The organism is Nocardia pseudovaccinii, assembly GCF_050942345.1.
Taxonomy (GTDB): Bacteria; Actinomycetota; Actinomycetes; order Mycobacteriales; family Mycobacteriaceae; genus Nocardia; species Nocardia pseudovaccinii.
In genome coordinates this window covers 7,237,659-7,252,116 of sequence record NZ_CP192074.1, presented here as the reverse complement: position 1 = coordinate 7,252,116, position 14,458 = coordinate 7,237,659, and the positions used below count along the sequence as shown (strand labels likewise).

The 14,458-nt window shown below is 66.7% G+C and carries 12 protein-coding genes; 6 read left to right on the top strand and 6 right to left on the bottom strand.

The features are described from left to right. Positions 1 to 22 precede the first annotated feature (22 nt). Positions 23 to 442 carry a hypothetical protein gene (locus ACQPZ2_RS32630; RefSeq protein ID WP_433521946.1) on the bottom strand — a complete coding sequence of 140 codons (420 nt, stop codon included), beginning with the start codon at positions 440 to 442 and terminating at the stop codon, positions 23 to 25. A 221-nt stretch (positions 443 to 663) separates the two neighbouring features. Between ACQPZ2_RS32630 and ctaE the strand changes: the two genes are divergently transcribed. The 4 genes from ctaE to qcrB all read left to right on the top strand — a co-directional run bounded on the left by ctaE (position 664) and on the right by qcrB (position 5,120). Then, a complete protein-coding gene (gene ctaE / locus ACQPZ2_RS32625) occupies positions 664 to 1,275 on the top strand; it encodes an aa3-type cytochrome oxidase subunit III (protein ID WP_433521945.1) in 612 nt (203 codons plus the stop codon). Between the two features lie 62 nt (positions 1,276 to 1,337). After that, entirely contained in the window at positions 1,338 to 2,219 is an 882-nt protein-coding gene (gene qcrC / locus ACQPZ2_RS32620) for a cytochrome bc1 complex diheme cytochrome c subunit (RefSeq protein ID WP_433521944.1), read from the top strand. A 103-nt stretch (positions 2,220 to 2,322) separates the two neighbouring features. Further along, the gene (gene qcrA, locus ACQPZ2_RS32615; RefSeq protein WP_433527583.1) at positions 2,323 to 3,498 is read left to right on the top strand and encodes a cytochrome bc1 complex Rieske iron-sulfur subunit; all 1,176 of its coding nucleotides are present in this window, start codon (positions 2,323 to 2,325) and stop codon (positions 3,496 to 3,498) included. After that, entirely contained in the window at positions 3,495 to 5,120 is a 1,626-nt protein-coding gene (qcrB, locus tag ACQPZ2_RS32610; RefSeq protein WP_433521943.1) for a cytochrome bc1 complex cytochrome b subunit, read from the top strand. Before qcrA ends, qcrB begins: the two co-directional genes overlap by 4 nt. Positions 5,121 to 5,169: 49 nt before the next feature. Here qcrB and ACQPZ2_RS32605 read toward each other — a convergent pair whose 3' ends face one another. Beyond that, the gene (locus tag ACQPZ2_RS32605; protein ID WP_433521942.1) at positions 5,170 to 5,688 is read right to left on the bottom strand and encodes a polyadenylate-specific 3'-exoribonuclease AS; all 519 of its coding nucleotides are present in this window, start codon (positions 5,686 to 5,688) and stop codon (positions 5,170 to 5,172) included. A 107-nt stretch (positions 5,689 to 5,795) separates the two neighbouring features. Between ACQPZ2_RS32605 and ACQPZ2_RS32600 the strand changes: the two genes are divergently transcribed. Beyond that, positions 5,796 to 7,181: a class II 3-deoxy-7-phosphoheptulonate synthase gene (locus tag ACQPZ2_RS32600; protein ID WP_433521941.1), complete on the top strand. Its 1,386-nt coding sequence runs from the start codon at positions 5,796 to 5,798 to the stop codon at positions 7,179 to 7,181. Positions 7,182 to 7,229: 48 nt separating this feature from the next. Here ACQPZ2_RS32600 and pknB read toward each other — a convergent pair whose 3' ends face one another. After that, positions 7,230 to 9,188 (bottom strand): Stk1 family PASTA domain-containing Ser/Thr kinase, encoded by a 1,959-nt coding sequence (gene pknB, locus ACQPZ2_RS32595; RefSeq protein ID WP_433521940.1) that lies wholly within the window; start codon positions 9,186 to 9,188, stop codon positions 7,230 to 7,232. A 400-nt stretch (positions 9,189 to 9,588) separates the two neighbouring features. Here pknB and ACQPZ2_RS32590 point away from each other — a divergent pair, with 400 nt between their 5' ends. Further along, positions 9,589 to 9,957, top strand: a complete 369-nt coding sequence (locus ACQPZ2_RS32590; protein ID WP_040688576.1) for an Rv2175c family DNA-binding protein — start codon at positions 9,589 to 9,591, stop codon at positions 9,955 to 9,957. 185 nt (positions 9,958 to 10,142) lie between these two features. Here ACQPZ2_RS32590 and ACQPZ2_RS32585 read toward each other — a convergent pair whose 3' ends face one another. From ACQPZ2_RS32585 to crtI, 3 genes are all read right to left on the bottom strand, one after another. Further along, positions 10,143 to 11,081, bottom strand: coding sequence for a phytoene/squalene synthase family protein (locus tag ACQPZ2_RS32585; RefSeq protein WP_433521939.1), 939 nt, complete (start codon positions 11,079 to 11,081; stop codon positions 10,143 to 10,145). After that, a complete protein-coding gene (locus ACQPZ2_RS32580) occupies positions 11,078 to 12,781 on the bottom strand; it encodes an alpha-(1->6)-mannopyranosyltransferase A (protein ID WP_433521938.1) in 1,704 nt (567 codons plus the stop codon). The genes ACQPZ2_RS32585 and ACQPZ2_RS32580 overlap by 4 nt, the downstream gene beginning before the upstream one ends. 79 nt (positions 12,782 to 12,860) lie before the next feature. Next, the gene (crtI, locus tag ACQPZ2_RS32575; protein ID WP_433521937.1) at positions 12,861 to 14,444 is read right to left on the bottom strand and encodes a phytoene desaturase family protein; all 1,584 of its coding nucleotides are present in this window, start codon (positions 14,442 to 14,444) and stop codon (positions 12,861 to 12,863) included. Positions 14,445 to 14,458: the final 14 nt, after the last annotated feature.

Sequence of the window (14,458 nt, the reverse complement as noted above, 5' to 3'; positions counted from 1 at the left end):
GAGCGTAGTGGTCGAGACGTTATTACCGCTGCGCGGTCGCGGAACCCGGTTGCAGGGCGTCCCAGCCGTCCGTGACGCCGTCGTGGCGCTGGGCGAGACCGACCATCCTGGCCCGCTCCTGCGAACAATGCAGTGCGTCGAGCAGTTGAACCCGTTGCAGGATCAGCGATTCCAGTTCGTGTGGACCTTCGGTGCGTGGCGCCGCGGCGTAACCGTCCTGGGCCGCGATCGCACACACCTCATCGATCCGATCGGGCGGAATGCGCAGGTGATGGCGCAGCAGCGCGGGCTCGTCGGCTTTGAGAGCCGAGGCGCGCGCGAGTGTTGTCGAACACGCCTCGGAGTCGTCGAAGGACTCCGCTACGACTACTAGATCGGAACGGGCCGGATCCAGCGGTTCGGGTTCGTTCCCGCCGAACAGCCGTTGCCACCAACGCGTCACATCCGCCTCCTGATCTCAGCTTTTACTTACCAACGCCTGCCATGCTCGCCAAGGGAGTCACACCGGTCGTCCCACCTGCCGCGCCGCAGCTGCGCGCGCTCGTAAACAACACGCCGTCCACCTCGGTCGAGACACCGTCTGTCCGTGCGTTTTCCGACACGGGAGGACAAGTTTCGCACCCGGGTACTTGTGTCGTACTACGACGAGTCATACTTACCCCCGTGACGACCGCAGTAGGGACCCCAGGATCGGCCATTACTCAGCGTGTGCATTCGCTGAACCGGCCCAACATGGTGAGCGTCGGTACCATCATCTGGCTGTCTAGCGAGCTGATGTTCTTTGCCGGGCTCTTCGCGATGTACTTCGTCGCGCGCGCCCAGGCCCACGGCAACTGGCCGCCGGAACCGACCGAGCTGAACCTGAAGCTTGCCGTGCCGGTCACCACCGTGCTGGTCGCCTCGTCGTTCACCTGCCAGATGGGTGTGTTCGCGGCGGAGAAGGGCGATGTGTTCGGCTTGCGCCGCTGGTACGTCGCCACCCTGATCATGGGTGCGATGTTCGTGGCCGGTCAGGGCTACGAGTACACCAACCTGGTCAAGGAAGGCACCTCGATCTCGAGCAGTGCCTACGGCTCGGTGTTCTACATCACCACCGGTTTCCACGGTCTGCACGTCATCGGCGGTTTGATCGCCTTCGTGTTCCTGCTGGTCCGCACCAAGGTCAGTAAGTTCACCCCGGCACAGGCCACCGCCGCGATCGTCGTCTCGTACTACTGGCACTTCGTCGACATCGTCTGGATCGGGCTGTTCGCCACGATCTACTTCGTCCGCTGAGTCGGGCCAGTACCCCCAAATCTTTTGCACAAGTCGGTTCCGTCTACTCCAAAGGGACACAGATGAGTTCATCTCCCCCGTCAGCGCCAGAGCCCGCCAGCCCCAGCGCGGCGATCAGCGGCCAAGATGTCGCGGCCAGCAAGACGCGCAAGCAACGCCGCATGCGGCGTCGCATCGCGGGTGGGCTTGCGCTGTTGGTGGGCCTCGTCGGAGCCGGATTCCTCGCCACCGCGATCACGCCGGACCCCCAGGTCGCGACCGCGCACGAGGACCAGTCCGCGCTGATCCGCGACGGTAAGCAGCTCTACGAGACCTCCTGCATCACCTGCCACGGCGCCAACCTGCAGGGCGTGCCCGACCGCGGTCCGAGCCTGATCGGCGTCGGCGAGGCGGCCGTCTACTTCCAGGTTTCCTCGGGTCGCATGCCGCTGGCCGCCAACCAGGCTCAGGCGACGCGCAAGCCGCCGAAGTTCGATGCCCACCAGACCGACGCCCTCGGCGCGTACATCGCCTCCAACGGGGGCGGCCCGTCCGTGGTGCGCGACGCCAACGGCGAGATCGCACAGGAATCGCTGCGCGGGCCGGACGTCGCTCGCGGTTCGGAGTTGTTCCGGATGAACTGCGCGTCCTGCCACAACTTCACCGGCCGTGGCGGCGCGCTGTCCTCCGGTAAGTACGCGCCGCCGCTGGATTCCGCGAGCGAGCAGCAGATCTACGATGCGATGCTCACCGGCCCCGAGAACATGCCGAAGTTCTCCGACCGGCAGCTGAGCCCGGAAGAGAAGCGCGACATCGTCGCCTACGTCAAGAACGCCACCGAGGAGAGGAGCCCCGGCGGCTGGGATCTCGGCGGGTTCGGTCCCGCGACCGAGGGTCTGGCCATGTGGGTGGTCGGCATCACGCTCGTCGTGGGTGCCGCGATGTGGATCGGATCCCGTTCATGAGCGAGCGCAGCGAGCGAACATCAAACACAGCCGACATGTCGGTCATGTCGGAGCCGAGCGGCAGCGAGGCGGAGGCATGAGCGATAGCAAGGAGCCAAACGACATGGGTCGGCCGGATGAGGGCCACGACGGCGTAGAACCGTCGAACGAGCAGGTGAACACCACACCGGCTGAGCCCACCGAGGAAGAACTCGACGCGATGTCGCGCGACGAGCTGGTCAAGCTCGGTACCGAGCGCGACGGCGTCGACGTCGCCTACCGGCGCGAGCGGTTCCCGGTGCCGGGCACCCGCGCCGAGAAGCGCGCCGAGCGGCAGGTCTCGTTCTGGTTCGCGGTCTCCGGTATCGCGGCCGCGGTCCTGGTCGGGGTCTTCCTGTTCTGGCCTTGGGAGTTCAAGGGCAAGGACGAGGAAGGCCACACCGCCTACTCGCTGTTCACCCCGCTGGTCGGCCTCAGCCTCGGTATCGCCGTGCTGGTCATCGGCGTCGCGGTCGTGCTGATCCGCAAGAAGTTCATCCCGGCCGAGCTGTCGATCCAGGTGCGTCACGACGGGCCCTCGCCCGAGGTCGAGCGCCGCACCCTGGTCGCCGAGTTGCAGGACGCGCTGGACACCTCCACGCTGGGTCGCCGCAAGATGATCACCCGGACCGCGGGCGCCGGTGTCGGCGTGCTCGGTATCGGTGCGCTGCTGGTCTTCGTCGGCGGCATGATCAAGAACCCGTGGGCCAAGGGCGACAAGTCGCCGCTGTGGGTCTCGGGCTGGACCCCGGACTTCCCCGGCGAGACGATCTACATCCGTCGCGACACCGGTCGCCCCGAGGACGTCATGCTGGTGCGTCCCGAGGATCTGGACGCGGGCGCGATGGAGACGGTGTTCCCGTGGAAGGAGAAGTGGCGCGGTGACGAACACGCGACGCTGCAGTCCCTGCGCGGTATCCGCAACGCCGTCATGCTGATCCGGCTGCGCACCGAAGACGCGCAGAAGGCCGTCAAGCGCAAGGGGCAGGAGAGCTTCAACTACGGCGACTACTTCGCCTACTCGAAGATCTGCACCCACCTCGGTTGCCCGACGTCGCTGTTCGAGTCGCAGACCAATAAGATTCTGTGCCCCTGCCACCAGTCGCAGTTCCTGGCGACCGAATGGGCTAAGCCGGTCTTCGGTCCCGCCGCTCGCGCACTGCCGCAGCTGCCGATCACCGTCAACTCCGAGGGCTACCTGGTCGCCGCGGGCGACTTCATCGAGCCGCTCGGACCGGCCTACTGGGAGCGTCGTTCATGAGTCCTTCAGTCGCAGCCCAAGCCCACGAGGCCGACGAGCGGTATCGCGCCGCGGCGTTCGTGAAGCGGTCGATCAACAAGGTCTTCCCGACCCACTGGTCGTTCCTGCTCGGCGAGATCGCGCTCTACAGCTTCATCATCCTGCTGCTGTCGGGTGTCTATCTGACGCTGTTCTTCGATCCGTCGATGAGCGAGGTCGTCTACAACGGCGCCTACCAGCCGCTGCGTGGTGTGACCATGTCGCGGGCCTACGAGACGGCGCTGAACATCTCGTTCGAGGTGCGCGGCGGTCTGTTCGTGCGCCAGGTGCACCATTGGGCCGCACTGCTTTTCGCGGCCTCGATCATCGTGCACCTGTTCCGCATCTTCTTCACCGGTGCGTTCCGCAAGCCGCGTGAGGCGAACTGGGTCATCGGCTGCCTGCTGCTGATCCTGGCCATGTTCGAGGGCTTCTTCGGTTACTCGCTGCCCGACGATCTGCTCTCGGGTACCGGTCTGCGGGCCGCGTTCGGCGGTATCACGATGAGTATCCCGATCGTCGGCACCTGGATGCACTGGCTGATCTTCGGTGGTGACTTCCCCGGCGACATCATCATTCCGCGTCTGTACATCGCGCACGTGCTGCTGTTCCCCGGCATCATCCTGGCGCTGATCGCCGCGCACGTCGCGCTGGTCTGGTACCAAAAACACACGCAGTTCCCCGGCCCCGGCCGCACCGAGAACAATGTCGTCGGTGCGCGCATCGTGCCGGTGTTCGCCTCGGATCAGGGCGCGTTCTTCGCCTTCACCCTCGGCATCGTGGCGATCATGGCCGGCGTGCTGCAGATCAACCCGATCTGGAACATGGGTCCGTACAACCCCTCGCAGGTGTCGGCGGGTTCGCAGCCCGACTTCTACATGATGTGGACCGACGGTCTGGCGCGTCTGATGCCGCCGTGGGAGCTCTACCTCGGTCGCTACACGGTGCCCGCCGTGTTCTGGGTGGCGCTGATCATGGGTCTGGTGTTCACGGTGCTGATCCTGTACCCGTGGATCGAGAAGCGCCTCACCGGCGACGATGTGCACCACAACCTGCTGCAGCGCCCGCGCGACGTGCCGGTGCGCACGGCGATCGGTGCGATGTCGATCGGTTTCTACGTGGTGCTGACGCTCTCGTGTGTCAACGACATCCTGGCGCTGAAGTTCGACATCTCGTTGAACGCCACCACCTGGATGGGTCGCATCGGCCTGCTGGTCGTGCCGCCGGTGGCGTACTTCCTCGCCTACCGGTTCTGCATCGGTCTGCAGCGCAGTGACCGGGCGGTGCTCGAGCACGGCATCGAGACCGGTGTGATCAAGCGTCTGCCGCACGGTGAGTACATCGAGGTGCACCAGCCGCTGGGCCCGGTCGACGATCACGGCCACCCGGTCCCGCTGGAGTACCAGGGCGCGCCTGTGCCCAAGAAGATGAACAAGCTGGGCTCGGCGGGTAAGCCGGGCACCGGTAGCTTCCTGCGCGCCGACCCGCCGCACGAGATCGAGCAGGCCTTCGAGGACGACCACGCGGAAGAGCACAAGCAGCTCGCCGTACTGCAGAAGGTTCAGGAGAAGGCGAACGGTCAGAACGGCAAGTCCGCGCACTGACAGATAAAGCAAAGGCCCCGAGTCGAATTCGACTCGGGGCCTTTCGCTTTTATAGAGCGACTCGGCGGCGGGCTGCCTCGATGGCCTCGAATTTGGCCAGGTTGTGGCGGGCATCGGCGAGTGCGTCGTGGGCGTCCGGGGGGACCGGCGGCAGTTCGGGACGACCGTGGGCCTCCCAGTGTTGCCGCAGTTCGTTGGTGTAGCGGGGGAGGGCGTTGGGCAGATCGATCATGGAGCCCCAGAGCTGGCACAGGGCGACGTGGTCGTAGGCGGCCACCCAGGCCCACAGTTCGGGGGTGACGCTGGGCCGCGGGACCAGGAATTCGTAGAGGTCTTTGCGGATCTGTTCGCGGCTGCGCCAGCGCGGAGAGGCGGGCGGCGGAAGCTGCGGAAGCACATACCTGCGTACCCACGGACCCGCCCGTTCGGGATCGAATTCGGTTGAGACCGCGTAGTATTCGCGGCCGTCCTCGCAGACCACACCGATCGATACGAGGTCGATGGTCGACCCGTCCTCGATGAATTCGCAGTCATAAAAATATCGAAGCGAGATCGGTCTCTCCTCCAAAGATCGGTACGGTGCGGCGATACTGCCCGGCAATTCACCCTAGGTGGGCAGAATCCACCCCTAATACCGGGTACCTGCATGCTTCGGGGTATCCGTATTCTGAACGGGTGAACTGGACCGTCGACGTACCCATCGATCGCCTGCCGGAGCTGCCGCCGCTGCCCGCAGAGCTGCGGAGGCGGCTGGACGACGCGTTGGCGCGTCCGGCGCTACAGCAGCCGGCGTGGGATCCGGAGCAGGCGGCAATGATGCGGACCGTGCTGGAGAGTGTGCCGCCGATCTGCGTACCCGCCGAGGTGGAAGAGCTGCGCGGGCAGCTCGCGGAGGTCGCGCGCGGCGAGGCCTTCCTGATGCAGGGCGGTGACTGCGCAGAGACCTTCGCCGACAACACCGAACCGCATATCCGCGGCAATATCCGCACGCTGCTGCAGATGGCCGTCGTGCTCACCTACGGCGCCAGCCTGCCGGTGGTCAAGGTCGCGCGCATCGCGGGCCAGTACGCGAAGCCGCGCTCCTCGGATACCGACTCGCTCGGCCTCAAGTCCTACCGCGGTGACATGGTGAACTCGCTGGTCGCCGATGCGAAGGTGCGCGAGCACGACCCGTCGCGACTGGTGCGCGCCTACGCCAACGCCAGCGCGGCGATGAATCTGGTGCGCGCGCTGACCGGTGCGGGCATGGCGGATCTGCACCGTGTGCACGACTGGAACCGTGATTTCGTGGCCCAGTCGCCCGCGGGTGCGCGCTATGAGGCGATGGCCGGGGAGATCGACCGCGGTCTGGCCTTCATGACCGCCTGCCGGGTGAACGATCCGAGCCTGCAGTCGGCCCGCATCTACGCCAGCCACGAGGCGCTGGTGCTGGACTACGAGCGCGCCATGCTGCGCCTCGGCCAGAATCCGGCGGGCGAGCCGGTGCTCTACGACCTGTCCGCGCACTTCCTATGGATCGGCGAGCGCACCCGTCAGCTCGACGGCGCGCACATCGCCTTCGCGGAACTGGTGGCCAACCCGATCGGCCTCAAGATCGGGCCGACCACCACGCCGGATCAGGCGGTCGAGTATGTCGAACGGCTCGACCCCAATAACGAGCCGGGCCGGTTGACCATCGTCTCGCGCATGGGCAATAACAAGGTTCGCGACGTGCTGCCGCCCATTATCGAGAAGGTGCAGGCGACCGGGCACCAGGTCATCTGGCAGTGCGACCCCATGCACGGCAACACCCACGAGGCCTCCACCGGCTACAAGACCCGGCACTTCGACCGGATCATCGACGAGGTGCAGGGCTTCTTCGAAGTGCATCACGCACTCGGCACGCATCCCGGCGGTCTGCATATCGAACTCACCGGTGAGGATGTCACCGAATGCCTGGGCGGCGCACAGGACATCTCCGACCTGGATCTGTCCGGTCGCTACGAGACCGCATGCGACCCTCGGCTGAACACCCAGCAGTCGCTGGAGCTGGCCTTCCTGGTCGCCGAAATGCTGCGCTGACCAAGGTCTTCCGACAGGAGCGCCGCGACATGCGGCGCTCCTTTGTCGTCAGGGCAGCGCTGTCAGCGAGACGGTACTGCCTGCCTCGACATTGGAACCCACGCCAGGAACTTGGCCGATCACCACGGAGCTGTCGGACGGGGCGAGCTGACGCACCGCCACCACCAAGCCGAGCGCCTGCAGCTTGGAGCGGGCGTCGCCGACGCTCGAGCCGACCAGCAGGGGCACCTTCACGGCATTCGAGACGACCAAGGTGATGCCGTCGCCGGACTGGATCGTGGCGCCCGCGGCCGGTTCGGTGGCGATGACCTTATCCGCCTCGACACTGCGGTCGTACTGAGTTCTGGTCTCGCGCACCGTGATTCCGGCCGCGGTGAGCACCTTGTTCGCTTCCTCGGTGGTCTTGCCGCGCACATCGGGCATCTTCACCGGCTGAGATCCCTTGCTGCGGTACACCTTCACCTGTGCGGCCAGCGGCAGGACGGTGCCGGGAGCCGGATCCACCTTCGCGAGGGTGCCCTTGGGCGCGGCGCTGCCGGCTTCGCCCGCGTCCACCGGTTGCAGTCCGGCATCGCGAATGAGCTGGTTGACCTTCGAAATGTCGTCGCCCGCTTTGATATCCGGCACCCGGGGTTTGCCGCTGGAGATCAGCACGGCCACCGTCGAACCCTTGGTGATCTTGGATCCGGCCGAGGGATCGGTGCCGACCACGCCGCCGACCGGGATGGTGTCGGAGGTCTTCTGTCTGATCTCGGTGTCGAAACCGGCATCCGCCAGCGCCGAAATCGCGCTGGCCTGATCCTTTCCGGCCACCGACGGGACGGCCGAGTAGCGCCCGATGCCCAACCACCAGCCGCCGATCCCGACCAGCAAGGTCAGGACCGCGACGATGGCGACCCAGAGCAGGACCGTGCGCCGCGATTTGGTCCGGTCGTCGAAGGGGGACGGCTGCGGCGAATGCGATGGTGCGTAGTGATCGCGGTAGGTGTCCGGCGGCCCGTAGTTGTCGGGCGGACCGTAGTCGGGCACCCGTGGCCGCGCCGCGGTGACGACCCTGGTGTGCTGCTCGGGCTGTGGTGGCGGTGCCGCGGCCCTGGCCTGCTGCGGGGTCGGTGCGGCAACTTTGAAGCTGGCGCTGAGATGTTCGGCCGACTCCTGGGGTGCGGGCACCCGATACGGCGGCAGATTCAGCGCGACCCCGATCGAATGCAGTTCGGCCGCCATCTCGTTGGCATCGGCGAAGCGATGCGCGGGTTCGCGGTTGGTGGCCCGCGCGATCAGCTCGTCGAACTCCTGCGGGACACCGGAGATGAATTCACTCGGGCTGGGCACATCGTTCTCGATGCGCTGATATGCCACCGATAGCGAAGTGTCGCCGGTGAACGGGACCTGGCCGGTGAGCAGTTCGAAGATCAGGATGCCGAAGGAGTAGACATCGCTGCGGGAATCGGCGGTGCCCGCGGTCACCTGTTCGGGTGACAGGTACGCGGCCGTGCCGAGAATTACGCTCGCCGAGGTGGTGTTCGCGGCCGCGACCGCACGCACCAGACCGAAATCGGCGATCTTGACCTCGCCGGAATCGGAGATCAGCACATTCTCCGGTTTGATATCGCGATGGATCAGGCCCGCCGAATGCGCGACGCCGATCGCGGCCAGTACCGGCTCGGCGACCGCACGCACCGCATGCGGTGGCATCGGACCGCGTTCGCGCAGCAGCTCGCGCAGCGTGCCGCCCTCGACCAACTCCATGATCAGGAACGGATACTCGCCGTCCACACCCTGGTCATAGACCGCGACCAGGGATGGATGCTTGAGCTTGGCGACCGCGCGCGCTTCGAATTCGAACCGGGTCAGAAACTGGGGATCGGCGGCGAACTTGGGCTCCATCACCTTGATGGCGACCGGACGGTCCAGACGGGTATCCACCCCTCGGAAGACCATCGACATCCCGCCCCGCGCGATCGGCGCGTCGATGCGGTAGCGCCCCTCCAGGATTTGCCCGATCAAGTGATGTCCTCCGGCTTTCACGAACTTCTCACCCCTCGCTCCGACGCGACAAGCGATTGACCGCCTCGCGCGGCCCGCTCACGATCGTAGCCGTGTCGAATCGCTGTGCTTTTGGCCGCGCGGGCGCGGCGTGTTCGCGGCCCCCTGGTGTCTCGCGGGCTGACCCTTTCGAGCGACCTGCAAGCAGTCGCCAGCGGCGCCGTCGAGACTCGCGCCTGCGGCGCATGCGCTTCGATGACTCGAACGCGAGACGGGCCGCGAACGGTCGCGCGTAAGACTCGCTCCGTGGTGGTTGGTTTGTGTGCAACCGATGGTTCGTGGCCACCAGGGTGTCGAATCGCGCGGGAACCGTCCAGGGTGTCTCGAGCCACGCGGCGCGGGACCGTCTACCGTTATCCGGGTGAGTGCATTTCCTTGCAGTGACGATGTTCTTCCCCAGTCGGAGGCGGTGATCCCGCTGCCCGAGGTGGCCGACAAGCTCGGGCTCGTGGTAACCCGAGTGCATCAGATGCTGCGCGACCACCAGTTGCTCGCCCTGCGCCGCGATGGCGTGGCCGGCGTGCCCGAGCGATTCTTCGACGATACCGGCGCGATCGTGAAGTCGCTGCCGGGCCTGATCACCGTCATGAAAGACGCCAAGTACACCGACGAGGAGATCCTGGAGTGGATCTTCACCGACGACGAGAGCCTGCCCGGTAAGCCCGTCGACGCATTGCACGGCCCGCTCGCGCGCGAGGTCCTGCGCCGCGCCGCAGCCGAGCCGTTCTGAATTTTTGGCCGCGCGGGCGCGGCGTGTTCGCGGCCCCCTGGTGTCTCGCGTCCGAGCCGTCGAGACTCGCGACTTCGTCGCATGCGCTTCGACGGCTCGGACGCGAGACGGCCGCGAACGGTCGCTCGTAAGACTCGCTCCGTGGTGGTTGCGTGAGTGAGTTGCGTAGTTGCTGCGATCGAGTGTCAGCGCCGTAGGGCCGCAGCGGTGAACTCGACCGCCGCGACACGCAGACGTCGGTGGCGGGGGACCACGGCGCGGCGCGCGAATACCGCGTAGTCGGAGTGTTCGATTTCATCGAGAATGCCGGAGTAGAGCGTGCTCGCGGTGCGAATGGCGGGGCGCACACGGGGGTCGAGTAGGTCGATGCCCGGGTTCGCGAAGCGGTAGAGGTCGCGGTTGATCGCGATCAGGTGGGCCAGTGCGCGGCGGACCCGCTGGTCGGTGTGGCCGATGCGGTGGCAGTGGGCCAGCAGGTTCGCGTCCACGCCGAAGGCCGCGAGTTCGTCGGTGGGGAGGTAGATCCGGCCCCGGTCCAGATCCTCGGCGATATCGCGCAGGAAGTTGGTGAGCTGAAAGGCTTCGCCGAGGGCGGCGGCGGCGGGTTCGGCCTCGGCTACCGTGCCGACCGTGCCGAGTACCGGCAGCAGTTGCAGACCGATCGCGGCCGCGGAACCGCGCATGTAGTCGCGCAGTTCGGTCATGGTGGCGTAGTCGGCGCGGAAGTGCGCGGTTCCCGGAACATCCATGCGCATGGAGTCCAGGAAGGTCCAGAAGTGCTGGGGCGCAATGTCGTAGCGCTGGATGGTGTCGGCCAATGCGGCCAGTACCTGGGTGCGGCGGTCGGTGGGAGGCGTCGCCTGTTCCAATGCGACGCGCAGTTGTTTCTCGACCAGATCGAGTTCGCCCGCGGGGCCGTGTTCGGCGTCGTACGCCGGGTGATCGACGATGTCGTCGACCATGCGCGCGAAGGCGTAGAGCGCGTGCACCGCGGGTCTTCGTGGTGCGGACAGCAGGCGGGTGGCGAGGAAGTAGGTGCGTCCGTGTTCGGCGGCGATCGCTCGGCAGACGCGGTATGCCGCGGCAAGTTCCGAGGCGCGGGCGGGTAGCGCGACCTCGGTCATGACCGGGTGACGGCGACCGGATTGCTCTCCGGTGGGGTGGCGCGCAATCGCAACGGGTCGACCCGTCGCAGTGACAGGGCCGCGACCACGGCCGCGAACGTCGCGGCGGCCACGTGCCCGAAGCTGTAGAGCCCGATCGAGCCGTCCGGCTGGAAGACCAGCATCAACCAGGTGCACAGCCCGACCAGCACCATCAGCGTGGTGGTGGACAGTGCGAACCCGGCGGCCAGCGCCAGCGGCCAGGAGTAGTACCAGGGCAGTGCGGCGGGCGAGAGGATGACGATGGCGACGAAGGCGATGAGGATGCCGAAGACCGCCTCGCGCTCGCTGTGCCGGAACCGCCACCAGGTCCACGCCAGCACGGCGATCAGCGCCAGCGCACAGAGTGCGCGGGTCACCGCGAGCACCGGATCCATCTGGAACGGTGTCACCCACCGGACCATATGCGCCATGATCGTCGGCAGCGAGAGCCAGTTGATGATCTTCTTCGAGCCCGACAGCGCGGTCAGCCAGCCGATGCCGACCCCGGCGATGGCCGAGGCGGCCACGAAGACCACCGCGAACACGCTCAAACCGAGTCCGGCGATCTTGGCGAACATCAGCGCCGGATGCGGTACTTCCGCACTCGGTCGCGTGGGTTCGGCCTCGCTTTCGACCTGCTGGGTCGCACCCGGTGATTGCGCGGCGCGTTGCAGCGCCCGGCGTTCACGTTCGTGCAGCATCCAGATCCACACCAGGAACGGCAGTGCGACACCGGCGGTCGCCTTGATGGCGACGCCGATCGCGACGACCACGATGCCCGCCACATGATGGCGCTCCAGCACGAGTGCGATACCCGCGCACATGAGCCCGACCATGAGCATTTCGTTGTGCACGCCGCCGATGAGGTGGATCAGCACCAGCGGGTTGAGCACCGCCAGCCACAGCGCGACCGTCGGCTTACCGCCGAGATGTTTGGTCAGATACGGCACCGCCCACATCATCAGCGCCAGTCCCGGCAGCATGACCAGCCGCAGCGCGATGGTGCCCGCGACCACGTTATCGCCGGTGATCGCGGTGATCGCATTGCCGAGCAGCAGGAAGATCGGACCGTATGGCGCGGTGGTGGTGGTCCAGACCGGGCTCACATTGTCGAGCAGTACGCCGGGATTGGCGACCGGCGGGGAAACGTAGGGATCGAAGCCGTCGCGTAGCAGTGCGCCCTGGGCCAGATACGAATACGCGTCCCGGCTGAACATCGGCACCGCGAACAGCAGTGGGAAGATCCAGATGCCGACAATCGCGCGCAGCTCGTTCAGCGTGACCCCGGCGTCGGGCCGATCGCCGAATCCGATCGTGGTGCGACCAAGGCGCACCCACGCGGTGATCATCAACAGCACACCGACCCAGATGACCATGGTGGACAGCACATAGCCGTGCCCGAATCGCAGCCAGGACAGATGTATCGCCTCGAGCAGCGGATCGCGCTTGCGCACGCTGCCCGCGCCGAATCCGCCGAAGGTGATCATCAGCGCGCCGAAGAAACCGAGCAGCGCCGAATGTCCCTCGGGGCTGCGGGCGAAGTCGGCGGTGGTCCGCAGCCAGGCCCGGAACCCGTGTTCGTCGACGGCCTGCGGTGCCTGGCGCGCCGGGACGCTCGACGGACGCGCCTCGTCTTCGGTCGCGGTGATCGAGTTGTCGGTGGGCGCGGGGGCCGTCATCTCAGGGGGATGCATGTGGTGTCGGTCCCCCCGGAGTGGTCGGCGGTCGCAACCGCAGGCTGATAGGTCGGCCGTTAGTTTATCGGCTCGCCGGGAACACTATCCCGCTGGTGCGTGGGGATTCATCCCGAGTGGCTCGCGTGGTGCCGATAATTCGGTTTGCCGCCAGTTTTCCGGATAGCAAGGTGGTTGGCACGCCGACACCCGGAGTAGTGCCACAACCGGCGATAACCACGTTGTCGCTGCCGCCGGAAAAATTGCGCGGACGAAATGGACCGGTTTGCCGGAACAGGTGCGCGGCGGAGAAGGGTGTGCCCGCCAGCATGCCCTGATCGCGCCAGGTGCCGGGTGTGTCGAGATGATCGACGGTGAAGTGTTCGGCGATGCCGTGATATCCGCGTTCCGCCAACACATTCAGGAGTTCACGCAGGTACGAGGGTCCGAGTCGGTCCCAGTCCAGCGGTGCGGCGTCGAGGTTGGGGCAGGGGGCGAGCAGTGAGAACGGCTCGTACCTGCCGTCGGCACGGTCGATGTAGAGCCCGGGATCGGTCAGGGCGGGCCGGGTGAGCAGCAACGACGGGTCGCTCATCAGGCGCCCGCGGCCGGGGCGGGCGGCGATCTCGTCGAAGGTTCCGTTCCAGGCGTCGCCGAAATCGATGGCGTGGTGGGCTTGGATCGGCCAGGTCTCGGCGATCGCGGCGGGGATGGTGCCGTGTGCGACGACGGCGGACGGTGCGGCGCGTAGTCGACGGCGGCGGCGCACACCGAAGCGCTCGAGCGCGCCGAGGTCGGCGGTGAGCACCACGGCGTCGCAGTCGAAGGTGCGGCCGTTCGCGGTGCGGACCCGCCTGGCCCGCCCGTCCGCGTATTCGATCCCGGTGACCTCGGTGTTCAGCTCGAGTGCGCCGCCCGCCGCGGTGAAGGCGTCGGCGAGTGCGGCGGTGATGGCGCGCATACCGCCCTCGGGGAAGTAGACGCCCAGTGAGGTGTCCATATGCGGGATCGCGCCGTATACGGCCAGTGCCTTGGCCGGGGCCATGCCCGCGTAGAGCGCCTGGAAGGTGAACAGTCGGGCCAGGCGTGGATCCCGGAGGAAGTGGGAGACGCGCGGGCCGAGCCTGCCGAATCCGCCCAGACGCACGAGGGTGGCCAGTGCGCGGCGCTTGGCCGGATGTCGGACCATATCGAGCGGCGAATCGAAGTTCGTATCCATGAACTCGGTGAATTCGGCCTGGTAGATCTCCGCGAGCCAGTTGCGCAGCCGTCGGTAGCGCAGTGCCTCGTCCGCGCCGCAGACCCGGGCCACTTCGATGGCCATCGCTTCGGGATCGGCGTAGACGCGAATGGTGGAGTCGTCGGCGAAGCGGGCGTGATAGCTGGGGGCGAGTTGGTGGATGCGCAGTGGCGGAGTGCAGGTTTCCGGGGTCGCGCCGACGGCGGCGAGGGCATCGGCGATCAGCTCCGGCAAGGTGAGTACCGTTGCGCCGGAGTCGATTTCGTAATCGGGGCCGCGGTACAGGCCGACTCGGCCGCCGGGATGATCGGCGCGTTCCAGCAGGGTGACGGTGCGCCCGGCCCCGGTCAGATACAGGGCGGCGGCGAGGCCGGATAGGCCCGCGCCCACCACAACGACGCGATCGGTCGGTCCCGCAACGGTTTTCATGTGGATCTCCTCGC

Coding starts and splice junctions, on each gene's coding strand:
- qcrC (WP_433521944.1), top strand. CDS start 1,338: ATGAGTTCATCTCCCCCGTCAGCGCCAGAGCCCGCCAGCCCCAGCGCG.
- qcrA (WP_433527583.1), top strand. CDS start 2,323: ATGGGTCGGCCGGATGAGGGCCACGACGGCGTAGAACCGTCGAACGAG.
- qcrB (WP_433521943.1), top strand. CDS start 3,495: ATGAGTCCTTCAGTCGCAGCCCAAGCCCACGAGGCCGACGAGCGGTAT.
- ACQPZ2_RS32585 (WP_433521939.1), bottom strand. CDS start 11,081: ATGACCGAGGTCGCGCTACCCGCCCGCGCCTCGGAACTTGCCGCGGCA.
- ACQPZ2_RS32580 (WP_433521938.1), bottom strand. CDS start 12,781: ATGACGGCCCCCGCGCCCACCGACAACTCGATCACCGCGACCGAAGAC.
- crtI (WP_433521937.1), bottom strand. CDS start 14,444: ATGAAAACCGTTGCGGGACCGACCGATCGCGTCGTTGTGGTGGGCGCG.